The sequence below is a fragment of the Paenibacillus sp. PsM32 genome (genome assembly GCF_030433815.1).
In the GTDB taxonomy this organism is placed as follows: Bacteria; Bacillota; Bacilli; order Paenibacillales; family Paenibacillaceae; genus Saccharibacillus; species Saccharibacillus kyungheensis.
Genome location: NZ_JARUWY010000003.1, coordinates 452,350 through 465,502, shown reverse-complemented (window position 1 = coordinate 465,502; position 13,153 = coordinate 452,350). Strand labels below are relative to the sequence as shown.

Annotated in this window: 11 protein-coding genes; 9 read left to right on the top strand and 2 right to left on the bottom strand. The window is 38.7% G+C overall.

Annotation, left to right across the window (positions count from 1 at the left end; translation table 11 throughout):
• Positions 1–80: 80 nt before the first annotated feature.
• Positions 81–1,187 carry a hypothetical protein gene (locus tag QCD85_RS09910; protein WP_301262478.1) on the bottom strand — a complete coding sequence of 369 codons (1,107 nt, stop codon included), beginning with the start codon at positions 1,185–1,187 and terminating at the stop codon, positions 81–83.
• 178 nt (positions 1,188–1,365) lie between these two features.
• Positions 1,366–2,538 carry a M20 family metallopeptidase gene (locus QCD85_RS09905; RefSeq protein WP_301262503.1) on the bottom strand — a complete coding sequence of 391 codons (1,173 nt, stop codon included), beginning with the start codon at positions 2,536–2,538 and terminating at the stop codon, positions 1,366–1,368.
• 235 nt (positions 2,539–2,773) lie between these two features.
• Here QCD85_RS09905 and QCD85_RS09900 point away from each other — a divergent pair, with 235 nt between their 5' ends.
• From QCD85_RS09900 to QCD85_RS09860, 9 genes are all read left to right on the top strand, one after another.
• The gene (locus QCD85_RS09900) at positions 2,774–4,261 is read left to right on the top strand and encodes an ABC transporter substrate-binding protein/permease (RefSeq protein ID WP_441005613.1); all 1,488 of its coding nucleotides are present in this window, start codon (positions 2,774–2,776) and stop codon (positions 4,259–4,261) included.
• A complete protein-coding gene (locus QCD85_RS09895; RefSeq protein WP_301262477.1) occupies positions 4,248–4,970 on the top strand; it encodes an amino acid ABC transporter ATP-binding protein in 723 nt (240 codons plus the stop codon). The genes QCD85_RS09900 and QCD85_RS09895 overlap by 14 nt, the downstream gene beginning before the upstream one ends.
• A 291-nt stretch (positions 4,971–5,261) precedes the next feature.
• Positions 5,262–6,290 carry an NADH:flavin oxidoreductase/NADH oxidase gene (locus tag QCD85_RS09890; RefSeq protein WP_301262476.1) on the top strand — a complete coding sequence of 343 codons (1,029 nt, stop codon included), beginning with the start codon at positions 5,262–5,264 and terminating at the stop codon, positions 6,288–6,290.
• A 360-nt stretch (positions 6,291–6,650) separates the two neighbouring features.
• Positions 6,651–8,321 carry a copper amine oxidase N-terminal domain-containing protein gene (locus QCD85_RS09885; protein ID WP_301262475.1) on the top strand — a complete coding sequence of 557 codons (1,671 nt, stop codon included), beginning with the start codon at positions 6,651–6,653 and terminating at the stop codon, positions 8,319–8,321.
• Positions 8,322–8,690: 369 nt separating this feature from the next.
• Positions 8,691–9,362: a PspA/IM30 family protein gene (locus QCD85_RS09880; RefSeq protein ID WP_069328148.1), complete on the top strand. Its 672-nt coding sequence runs from the start codon at positions 8,691–8,693 to the stop codon at positions 9,360–9,362.
• Between the two features lie 205 nt (positions 9,363–9,567).
• Positions 9,568–9,972, top strand: coding sequence for a DUF350 domain-containing protein (locus QCD85_RS09875; protein WP_273612593.1), 405 nt, complete (start codon positions 9,568–9,570; stop codon positions 9,970–9,972).
• Between the two features lie 24 nt (positions 9,973–9,996).
• A complete protein-coding gene (locus tag QCD85_RS09870) occupies positions 9,997–10,503 on the top strand; it encodes a DUF4178 domain-containing protein (protein ID WP_273612592.1) in 507 nt (168 codons plus the stop codon).
• A gap of 12 nt (positions 10,504–10,515) precedes the next feature.
• Entirely contained in the window at positions 10,516–11,277 is a 762-nt protein-coding gene (locus QCD85_RS09865) for a DUF4247 domain-containing protein (protein ID WP_301262474.1), read from the top strand.
• Positions 11,278–11,842: 565 nt separating this feature from the next.
• The gene (locus QCD85_RS09860) at positions 11,843–13,150 is read left to right on the top strand and encodes a molybdopterin molybdotransferase MoeA (RefSeq protein ID WP_301262473.1); all 1,308 of its coding nucleotides are present in this window, start codon (positions 11,843–11,845) and stop codon (positions 13,148–13,150) included.
• The last annotated feature ends 3 nt before the right edge of the window (positions 13,151–13,153 follow it).

The following is a 13,153-nucleotide window of genomic DNA, read 5'->3' as shown; positions in this document are numbered from 1 at the left end:
GTTTTATAAAGCGCTCTCACAAATAAAGATACAGACCCAGTCTGTATGCAACGTATGGCTCACACCCAAGATTAATGTAATTAATCTCCTCCGCCACCGCCACAACTACTTCCAGAACTATCACTACTGCAAGAACTACTGCTTGAATCGTTTCCGCTATGACTGTGAGAAGAATCATAAGAATCGCTTCCATGACTGTGATGCCCTGATCGTCCTGAACCAGAGTCTGTAGACATATATCCTGTACCACAAGAAGAACTAGCATTATACGATTGCAACGTCTGCACATCTGCTGGCAAATACTGATTCACTGCCGGGCAGAAGTGTTGTACATCATTTTGCGAATAATATACAGCAGCACAACCGGACAGACCCAGACCATAATTATCACTTGGCGAAGTGTAATTTCCGTTATCGTAGGTATGATGTTTACTTTGTTTGTTATACCGCGCCGGTGGTGTTTTTTGCAATGCTTGTTGATTGTGATCCTGAAATTGTTTGCTCAAATATAAAATGGCTGTTTTGGCTTCAGGAATATGGTTAAATGTATGACGGTTAAACAGACTATGATCGATACGATACTCATTAAAAGAATACAAGTTATTCATCGTTGAACGTGCCAACGGATAATTGAAAAATCCATTCCACAATCTAGAGTTAGGACGAGTAATCGGGAACAGTTGCGAATACGCCCAGTCAAATAAAGCCCGTTGATCTGGCTGTGATACCGATTGTCCATGTGGAGAATGATGCAACATATATCCAAAAAAGCGATCACAGAACTGCTGATACTCACGCGTAAACATCAACATTTCATGCCAGATATCATCCACTTTACTGCTGAACATCGGCATTTGATTGAAAAGCGCACAGATCAAAAAGTAACGACGCATTTCGACCCAGCGCCAATTCCATTCTTCCTCTGTCATATCGGGATGTTCTGTCATCACACGCTGTCTTAATTGATGAGCATAATCAGCAGGCAAAGCATTTTCTAATCTAAGAACTAACGGTACACAAGGATGCCCAGCAGGCACAATCGATGTCGGTGCCGCAACAGCAGACCGGAAAAAGCGCTGATTCGCTTTGATTGACCAGGAATCGCCTTGATGTCTACGAGCGATTCTACGGAACATAACAATAAACACAATAATAAAAGCTATTAATAATAAAAGATCAAAGGACATTTACAACCACTCCTGTCTTTTACAATCAGCCGATTATAAAGTTATTTTGTAGAAAACGATCTCTATACGAAAATCATTCTTGCATTACAGTTAAGCAGACAGATACCTAGTATTATCGCTAAATGAATAAAATAATAGCTAATTAGAATGTTAGAGTCCGACTGGAAATGATTACATCTTAACGTGCTGCAAATTCTTGCTTAATCTGTTGCAATAGTTCAGGTTGGCTTATCACATCATACGCTGTTTCTGCCAAAATCTTGCCTCCAAATATCATTGCGTCTAAAGCTTCAGGTTGCTTGGCACGATCACGAAATCCAATACTGTGCAATTCATGTTTTTCTGTAGTGACTTGAATATAAGGATGAATCGCAGGGCAGTGTGTAGATACATTTCCCAGATCAAGTGACCCAGCGTCTTTGCCACTATGAATATCAGAGCGTGCTACTCCATGAGAGACCAGATTATTAGTAAATACCTCGGATAACGTAGTGTTGGTAATTAATTCATCATACGAATATTCATAATTCGACACTTTTAAAGTACATCCTGTTTGCAAAGCAGATCCTTCAGCAATACGTTTTACTTTTTCTACAAGTTCATTGGTATATTCACGACTAGCAGAACGAATATAAAATTGAGCAGAAGCGTAGTCCGGTATAATATTAGCAGCTACTCCGCCTTGATTAATAATGCCATGAATCCGTGTATCACTTCGTGTCTGTTGACGAAGAGCATTGATTCCATTAAACAATTGCAAAACACTATCTAGTGCATTGATACCGTGTTGCGGGCTAGCTGCGGCATGAGCAGATTTGCCAAAGTATTCAAATTGCAAAGCATCCATCGCTAAAGAAATACCTGATTTTTCATAGGCATAATAAGGATGTGCCATCATCGCAAAATCACAATCATCGAACAAGCCAGCTTCTGCCATCGGCACTTTAGCACCACGTGTTTCTTCTGCTGGTGTACCATAGACTCGAATCGTTCCACCATACTCATTAACTACAGCTTTTAATCCTACTGCTGCACTGACACTCATCATACAGATGAGATGATGACCGCAAGCGTGTCCAATTTCAGGTAACGCATCATATTCGCATAACAATGCGACAACAGGTCCTGACTTTTGAGCAGTGTAAGTAGCGATAAATGCAGTCTCGATCCCTAATATAGGCGCTTCAATCGTAAAGTTATGGAATAGCAATTCTTCTTTTAATCTGGCAGATGCTTTGAACTCTTCATTACCTAGTTCAGGATTATCTCCTATATATGTAGAAACTGCTTTGAAACGTTCAGCATGTTGGTCAATCGTTGTTGCTATTTGTGATTTGAGGTTGGATGTAATAGACAATAGTATCGTCTCCTTTAGAAGTTATCATATAATGTTTCGACCAAAGTAGTATATCATAAAGTGGAACTAAACTTACGATAAAATGATTGAATAATCATACATATTCATTTATAATAACCCGGTTAGACTTTTTAATAAGGTTTCTGTAATGGATATGATTGTAGGTCAACTTACTTCGATCCGGTAGACTGGTCAAGTCTGCGTGTATAATATGGAAGGGGATAAAAAATTGAAAGTATGTAAATCGTTATTTGCGGTTTGCTTTAGTGTGCTGATTGTATTTTTAGCAGTATCACCGATAGCATCGGCTGCACAAGACACAGGTAAAAAAGTAGTTGTAGGTTTAAGTGCAGATTTTGCACCTTATGAATTTCGTAAAAATATAAATGGCAAAGATGAGATTGTAGGATCAGATATTGAGATCGCTAAGCGAGTCGCTGCCGATATGGGAGCAGAACTGCAAATTCAAGATATTGCGTTTGACAGTTTGTTACCCGCGCTAGATAGCGGCCGGATTGATATGATTATTTCAGGGATGACACCTACAGACGAACGTCGTCAAAATGTAGATTTCTCAGACACGTATTATATTTCTCGTCAAGTGATTGTAACTCGTGCAGAAGACAAAACGAAATATAAAACGATGGATAGCCTGAAAGGGGCTGCGATCGGTGTACAAAGAGGTTCGATTCAACAAGATATCGCAGAAGGTATTCAAGGAGCTAAATTATCTCCAGTTGATAAAGTATCTGATATTATGTTGCAGTTGGAATCGAATCGTGTAGATGCAGCAGTGATGGAAGGCCCTGTAGCAGAAGGTCAGGTGCTTAATCATCCTGATCTTGCAATCACCGATATTCAAATTCCAGACAGCGATACACCAATGGCGATTGCTGTACAAAAAGGAAATACTGCATTATTAGGTCAAATTAACAAAACATTAGCAGAACTCAAAGCTAATGATGAAATTGATAAATTCGTAGAAGCAGCTTTCAAGCTTAATTCAGGTGAAACTGATGGTGAAACAGCAGAGCAAATCAAAGATAAACCGAAGCCGAATATTTTCCAGATTTTCTGGGATTATCGTAGTTACTACTGGCAAGGCATTCAATACACATTGTTCTTATCGGCGATGGGTGTATTGTTCGGATTTATTATTGGATTGATTGTATCATTGTTACGTTTATCACAAATCTCCGTATTCCGTTGGTTAGCGATGACCTATATTGAGATTTTGCGTGGGACACCGATGCTTGTTCAATTGTTGATTATTCACTACGGTATCGCACAAGCCTTTAATATTAACTTTACCGTCTTAGAATCTGGTATTATCACATTATCTATTAATAGTTCTGCTTATCTAGCTGAAATTTTTCGTGCAGGTATTCAAGGCGTGGATCGTGGACAGACAGAAGCGGCACGTTCACTAGGTATGTCTTATGGTGCAACGATGCGTCATATTATTATTCCACAAGCGATCAAAAGTGTATTGCCAGCGATCGGTAATGAATTTGTCGTCATTATTAAAGAATCATCAATCGTTTCCTTTATCGGAGTAGCCGACTTGATGTTCCAGGCACAAGCAGTTCGTAGTATTACGTATTCTGCATTGAGCCCATTGATTATTGCGGCAGCAATTTACTTTGTTATGACATTTATATTGTCCAAACTACTAGGTATTGTAGAACGGAGGTTGAGTGCAAGTGATCAACGTTAAAGGTCTTAAAAAGTCATACGGCAAAAATGAAGTATTAACTGGCATCGATATGGATATCGCTCAAGGTGAAGTGGTTGTTATTATTGGACCGAGTGGATCGGGTAAAAGTACATTTTTACGCTGTCTCAACTTGTTAGAGCAACCGACCGCAGGCGAGATTCATTTTGAAAATGAATTAATTACAGCGCGTAAGCATGATATTGATAATACTCGTAAAAAAATGGGAATGGTGTTCCAGCACTTTAACCTTTTTCCACACAAAACGGTATTGCAAAATCTAATCATCGCACCGATTAAAGTGAAAAAAATGAATACTAATGCGGCTAATAAAATCGCAGAAGATCTGTTACACACGGTAGGGTTAGCAGATAAATACAATGCTTACCCAAGTCAGTTATCCGGTGGGCAAAAGCAACGTATTGCGATTGCACGTGCACTGGCGATGCAACCGCATGTGATGTTGTTCGATGAACCTACATCAGCGCTTGATCCTGAGATGGTTGGTGAAGTGCTAGAAGTAATGCAGAAGCTTGCTCATGAAGGCATGACGATGGTCATAGTTACCCATGAAATGAACTTTGCGCGTGAAGTAGGCGACCGTATTATTTTTATGGATGCAGGGCAAATTGTAGAGCAAGGTACACCGGAAGAAGTATTCGGGGCTCCAAGCCATCCACGTACACAAGACTTTTTGAGCAAAGTACTATAAATCAATCAACTGTAACCTACTAAATAAGGTGAAAATAAGCAAATGAAAAAGAGCTGATATATTTATCAGCTCTTTTTTCTATTTAGCATAGAATAAGAAATAGAGACGCTCTTGTAACAATGATATCAATTATTTGTTGGGACAACTTTATGAAGATTTAGTGAAAATAGCTAATATGTCTTTTGTGATGTTTTGTTGTGTTCATTTTAGTATATAATAATAAGTATGTTATTATTTATTACGATAAATTTGGCATAATACAGATCATCATATACTGTTGGAGGGAAAATAATGACCAATCTATTTACACCATACACATTCAAAAATTTAGAGCTTAAAAATCGGGTAGTTATGCCACCGATGTGTCAATATTCTGTAGATACTAAAGACGGCATGCCAAATGATTGGCATAACGTTCACTATATTAGCCGCGCTGTAGGCGGTACAGGTCTTATTATTGTTGAAATGACTGCTGTACATCCAGACGGACGAATTACAGACAACGATACAGGAATCTGGGACGATTCTTTCATTCCTGCTTATCGCAAAATTGTTGATGGAGTACATCAATATGGAGCGAAGATCGGTATTCAATTAGGTCATGCTGGACGCAAAGCAGAAGATGCTAATCCACCGGTGGCACCTTCGGCTGTTCGTTATGATGGAGATGGTTACAAAACACCTCATGAACTGACAACAGCAGAAGTTGAAGACATGATCGAAGCGTATCGTCAAGGTGCACGTCGTGCTGTAGAAGCTGCATTTGATACTGTTGAAGTGCATGGAGCACATGGTTATTTAATTCATCAATTCCATTCGCCACTTGTCAATCAACGTCAAGACGAATACGGTCAAGATCTTGCATTGTTCGGTGTACGTGTAGTAGAAGCCATTCGTGAAGTGGTTCCTGCTGAGATGGCTGTAATTATGCGTGTATCTGCACGTGAATATGTTGATGGTGGATATGGTATCGATTATATTACTGACGTTTGCCGTCGTTACCAAGAAGCAGGAGTAGATATGATGCATATTTCTTCTGGTGGTGAAGGCCCTGTCGGTTCCGGTGGTATGCAAGTAGGTCCGGGATATCAAGTAGAATTAGCAACTCATATCAAAAAAGCGTTAAACATGCCTGTGATTGCGGTAGGTCTTTTGGATGAGTATGAAGTTGCTGAAAAAGTGATCGAAAACGATCAAGCTGATCTTGTAGCAGTAGGTCGAGCTATGTTACGTGATCCATACTGGGCAACTCATGCTGCCAAAGAACTTCAATTAGAAGCAGAAGTTCCGGTACAATATGCACGTGGATATCATAGATAATTATACTTAAATATGTATATTTACCAAAATATTGATTACCATGTCATTGTATTTTTTGAACAATAATAAAAATTTTTTGACGCTAGATAACGGTTATGTAGAAAAAGAATAGCGAATTATAAGTCATCATTTTAAAAAGCCTGTACCCTTTGTACATCAAGGGATACAGGCTTTTTTTTGCTTAAAAGTAATAGCGGAATGCATCGTCTATAGGCTGACATTCGATTCGTGAAACGCTCTATTTTTGAAATCTATTTCTAAAAATTAAAATAACAAAGTGATCCAAAAATGAATCTCTTCCGTTCATCTGTGTAAGGACGACAACAAAAACTAAAACAAACACATAAAGGAGTTTTGATGATGAAAATGAAAAAATTAATAGTGCCGGTACTTAGCTTATCTTTGTTAGTTCCCACTACAGGTGCTTTTGCCGCAGATGCGACTTCAGCATCAATGCCAACTGTAAGCACCAAAGCAGCAGATCTTCGTTCAGATCTTGATTATCTATTATCTGAACATTTTGCGCTAGCTGTTGTAGCGATGACCAAAGCATATGAAGGTGCTCCTGATGCTGCACAAGCGTTAGACGCATTGGATAAAAATGCATTAGATATGCAACCGGCTATTGAGTCTTTGTATGGTAAAGAAGGCGCAGCGGAATTCGAAAGAATCTTCCGCGCTCATAATCAATACACTGATGAATTGGTAAAAGCGACTAAAATGAAAAATGAAGATGCAATCAAAGCCGCAGAAGCGAAAGTACAAGGATTTGTAGATGAATTTGCCAAATTCTTATCTACAGCAACAGAAGGTAAATTACCTGAACAAACGGCTGAAAATGCTCTTCGTCTCCATGAAGATCAAGTACAAGATGTATTTGAAAAATATGTAGCCGGTGATTATACAGGCGCTTACACCGAATATCGTGAAGGTTTGGAAACGATGTTTACCGTAAGTAAAGCGTTATCAGGTGCGATTGTAACTCAATTCCCTGCTAAATTCGATAACACTTCTGTCGATACACCAGCAGCAGATTTGCGTTCAGCACTTAATCATCTAGCAGCAGAACACTTTGCATTATCTGTACTACAAATGCAAAAACAATATAACGGTGAACCTGATTCTGATGCATTAATCGCAGCTGAAGCAGGCAATACAGCAGACTTTAAAGCAGCTATCTCATCAATCTATGGTGCAGAAGGTGCTAACCAATTTGAAAAAATTTGGGTGACCAATCATATCAAAGCACAAAGCGATTATGTAGATGCACTCAAATCAAATAACCAAACTTCTTTACAAGCTGTCAAAGATCGTATTACTGACTTCACCAAAGAATTCTCTACATTTTTAGGTACAGCTACAGCAAATAACTTGCCAGCAGATGCAGCTTTAGCAGCATTGCGTACACATGAAGATCAAGTGCAAGCTGTTATCGATCAATATGCAGCTAAAAACTATGCAGGTGCATATACAGCAGATCGTGAAGGATACAAAACAATGTTCGGTATTGGTAAAGCATTGGGTGGTGCGATCGTAACGCAATATCCAGATAAATTTAAAACAGCAGCAACAACACCTATGCCTACAGCGCCAACCACTCAAACACCAACACAACCAACAACAACTGCTCCTACAACATCGAATGATTCAATGATGATGGTATGGATGAAGTTGAATAGCAAACAGCTCAAAATTGGTGACAAAACAACGATGATGGATACAGCTCCAGTCGTTAAAAATGGCACAACGTATATCCCACTTCGTTACCTGGGTGAGGGAATCGGTGCTAAAGTAAGCTGGAATAAATCTGCGGGTCAAGTAACGGTAATGGCAGGCAGTGATACAATGAAATTCTGGATTAATAACAAAAAAGTAGATGTAAATGGAACTACTAAAATGTTAAGTGCAAATGCTATGGTGAATAGCGATGGCAGAACATTAGTACCTTTACGTTCGATTACTGAACTATTAGGTTGGGACGTAAAATGGAACAAAGCAGATGGTTCAATTACGTTAACAAAAGCGATGTAAGATAGCGTTCACTACGATGAGATATTCGGTTATGCCCATAGCCAACCCATCTCGGTGTGATTGACGCCTATATAGATAAAAACACTCTTGGTCTTATCGACCGAGAGTGTTTTTTTAGTTTCAAATATGTTTAATTTTATATGTATAGATTGCAATGAGCAGGGTGATATAGACGAAAGACCCATAATCCCGTAAAATAGGTAGTATAAGGAACCTATTGGTGTTTATATGCAGTCATATAGTCAGAATATAGAACGATGAATAGCGGTCAAATTACAAATTATTGAAACATTAAATATCATGCTTCGTATTATGATCTATCATTGACACGACAATAGTGATCAATTATTAAATTGGAGGTAATTATTTATGTCTATTTTCAAAAGATTACGTGATTTAACTTTATCCAATGTGTTTGCTTTGATTGAGAAGGCAGAAGATCCTATTAAAATGACAGATCAATATATTCGTGATATGTCTGCTGACCTTGAAGATGCAGAGAAAGCTGTTGCATCGCAGATCGCTATTGAGAAACGTTTCAAACAATCGTATGAAGAGCAAGAAGCATTGGTCAAAAAACGTGAAGAGCAAGCACATATGGCTGCTCAAGCGCAAAATATTGATCTGGCTCGTCGTGCACTAGAAGAAAAGAAAAACGCTGAAGCCAAACGTGATGAGTTCAAAGCGAACTATGAGCAAAACAAAGCTTCTGCAGATAATCTTCGTGCCAAATTAAATGAAATGCGTAAGCAATTGACTGAAATGAAAAACAAACGCGATACATTAATCGCTCGTTATCAAGCAGCCAAAGCGCAAAAAGAAATCAATCATGCAATGAGCGAATTTAGCTCTGATTCTGCAACATCTGGCTTGAAACGTATGGAAGAAAAAATGCTACAAATGGAAGCTCAAGCACAAGCGAGTGAAGAAGTGAATGGTCAGAACAAATCACTAGATGATGAGTTCGCATCGCTCGGTAAAGACAAAGCTGTTGAAGATGAATTAGCAGCATTGATGAAACAATACGAGAACAAATCTTAATTTCATCCCAATATAAATTAGGCTATTCTTATATCTTATTACAAAGCGAAGGTCGGAACGATACAGCTTGTTCTCCTTCGCTTTTTGTATGGATTTTTGATGAATCGTGATTGGTTGATGATGTTAATTGATATGCCGAAAATAGTACACGCTTTAATACGCTACAAATAGTTTTACAATGTTGAATATGTGGAGGATGTCTAGTATGAGTTGGAACATTTTAGGATCAATAGCGGTATGGACAGCAGTAGGAGCAGTACTTTTATTTGTTTTGATGTATGTCGATTCCTTATTTACCAAGTACAAAGATATTGCAGAAATTAAAGCAGGAAATAATGCAGTCGCAACTCGTTTGGTTATGAAGTTATTTGCTCAAGGTTATATTTTATCGGTAGCGATCGGTACATCATGGAGTCTTGGCGAAGCTGTTCTTGTGTCTGTGGTATCATTTGTAATCTTATTAATCTTAGAATTAATCGTACGCTTCTTATTGAAACAAATGATGGGTCTTGATCTAGATGAAGGCACCAAGCAAGGTCAAATCGGTTACGGTTTACTTGGCGGAGCATTGCAAATTGTAGGTGCATTGATTATTTCAGCTTCATTATAAAAGATCACGAAAGGAAGAGTGACGATGGGATTGTGGAAAAGACTTACAAACCTCGTATCAAAGCCAGAACCGGCTAAAGTTGAAAAAAGCCCGATGGACTTGAGTGTTGGGGATATTTGTGAAGTATCATTGGTTACATATGAAGTTAAAGGAAGCGTTCGTAACCGCGCTCGTAATGCAGTGGTTCTCACGATACAAGATGGCAATGCGATTGCTTATCTGCATATCGAAGAGCGAGAAACGGTACGCTATGCTCTGTATTATCCAATTGATGGCGGTCTTGAAGATTCAAGTCAAGTACCTAGCCATATTGAAATGGATGATACCGATTATTACTTAGAAGAACAATATGAAGGAACAGTGATATCTACAGGCAGAACACCAGCGTTACAAAGTGGAGATCAATCGGTATGGCAATATCAATCAGATGATCGTAAATTACTTCGTGTCGAATGGCAAGCTGGACGTTTTACTTTGTATGAAGGAGAATTCGTACTTAACGGAGACGTTCATGTTATCCGTGCTAGTTAGGAGCGAAGAAGAATGAAACAACGTGCATCATGGTTGCTCAAAATAGCAATAATGCTTGCCTTATTAACTTCATTATTATCAGGCTGTGGTAATTCCAAAGTTGACGTCAATTATCCACTGGAATCTGTAAGTAGAGATGGCGATTCGACTTCATATGTATACCGGGCAGCAGGAGAGACCGTTCCTGTAGTTGCAGAGCAATTATCAGATCAACGCACACCGCAAGAGATGAGTGTACAAGATCCTGAGCGGATGTTTTTGGTCTACGATAATGAATTGATCCAAGTTCAACAAGACCCTGAGAAAAAAGAAGATACTTTGATAGAAGTCGATTCGGACAAATATGTTGCTCGAAATTATGATTCTAGCTTTTTACAAGGGTATCTTACAGCGAGTATTATCAGTAATTTATTTAACTCATTCGGTGGATATCATTATGGTGGCAGTTATCGTGGATATACAACGTACAACACCTATAAGCCCACGATCCAATACAAAAAACCAACCGCTCAAGATATCAAACAAGCTCCACCTTTAACAGTGAACAAATCAGGTTCTATCTTCAAGCGTGGCACATCTTCTAGTTCCAAGCGTTCTAAAGATAGCGGTAGTATTTTCAATCGTGGTTCCTCTTCTTCCAATGGATCAAGTGGAACAATCAATCGAGGTAGCCGCTCAGATTCATCAGGTGGCGGATTCTTTTCTCCATCACGTAGCAGTAAACCGAAGACCAGCTCAGGATCAGGCAAAATACGCAAGCGAGGTCGAAGGTAGCCTATCAAAAGTATAAAAGTAGAAGTAGAATGATCGAAACAAGCTCCACCTTTAACATCATTGTATATTTCATCTGCTAAAAGACCGTATCCATATTATGGGTTACGGTTTTTTTGACTTTATTGAATGACTGTATAGCTATCCTATTGTAGGTAAACTATCTTTAATCTTCAACTAGATAAATCTACAGGTAAATCTAAATAAAGATTATTTTAGTAGTAGTATATGATTTGGTAGTATTAAATGACTTATTTTTTTATATAGAATTATATAATAAAATATCATTACATGAAAAATTCATAATAAGAAATCAAAAAAAATCTCAACCCCAACTCCATAAACCTTAAATGCCAAACCAAGTTCTCGTATCAAAGGATTTCTATATAAAATAAATATCTACTATAAATGATTCAATAAATAACGTGGAGTAAATATACATAATAGCTCTATTGATCTGCTTTTAAATGAACAACAAAACTTGCATGATCTTTGATGTTAGTCTATAAAAGAAAAGAATAGAAAAGTATATACATGCCAAATAGCTACATACAGGAGGAACATCGATATGAAGGAACCACAATCATCGTTATTCGATAAACAGGAAAGTTCAAATCCTGTTGACCATAATCCAGCTAAATTTAACCGTAAGCCTATTACTCCAGCAACTGCACAGCAAAAAATCGCTGATTATGTACGTATAATCGATACAGAAAAAGTATCAATTTATACAGCAGGCGGACGCTTTTTGGCGGAAGATATACAAGCCCCTCATCCATATCCGCATTTTCGACGTTCAGGGATGGATGGGTATGCAGTGATTGCTAGTGATATTGCTCAAGCTTCAAGTGACCATCTAATCTGGTTACAAGTGATCGATAATATTCCTTGCGGACAGACACCATCGGTGCAATTGATACAAGGCACAGCCGCACGTATTATGACTGGAGCAATGGTTCCAGACGAAGCAGATACAGTTGTAATGTTAGAAATGACAGAGACAAGACAAGCAGAAGGGCAAGAGTGGGTAGGCTTTAAGCGCTCGGTGGAGCAGGGGCGTAATATTACGCCAATTGGACTTGAAATCCAAGCAGGAGATATTTTATTAACCAAAGGTGCACAGATTAGCGCAGGAGAAATTTCGGTATTAGCTACATTTGGTGTGCATGAAGTTGAAGTGTATCGCCGTCCGCAAGTCGCTATTTTTTCAACAGGTACAGAATTATTATCTGTAGAAGAACCTATTGAACCCGGCAAAATTCGCAATAGTAATTCATACATGTTAGCTGAACAAGTCAAAGCAGCAGGCGGAGAGCCACATGTACTAGGTGCTATTATGGATGATCTGGAACTGGCACGCACTACAATGTTACATGCTTTGTCTTCTTACGATATTGTGATCTCAAGTGGTGGTGTATCTGTAGGCGATTATGATGTTATGGGTGATCTGGTACGTAGTGATGAAGTAGAGATGTTATTTAACAAAATATCTATGCGTCCGGGTAGTGTTACTACAGGTGCAGTCAAAGATGGCAAGTTATTATTTGCCTTATCGGGTAATCCAGGCGCTTGTTTTGTGGGTTGCGAATTACTGGTACGTCCAACGATTCGTCAAATGATGAACTCCAAGCAAGATTATTTACCAGAATGGACAGCAACATTAGGGCACGATTATCATAAAATCAATAGCTTTACCCGTTATGTACGCGGAACTATAGCTGTAGAAGAAGGTAAGATTGTTGCTTATCCGGCTAGCCTAGATGAATCAAGTGTAATGGTCACGATCAAAGATAGTGATTGCTTAATCGTCATTCCACCTACGAGCGAAGTACTGCCAGCAGGAACGACAGTATCTGTATTACGTCTGAGTCGTTGATAT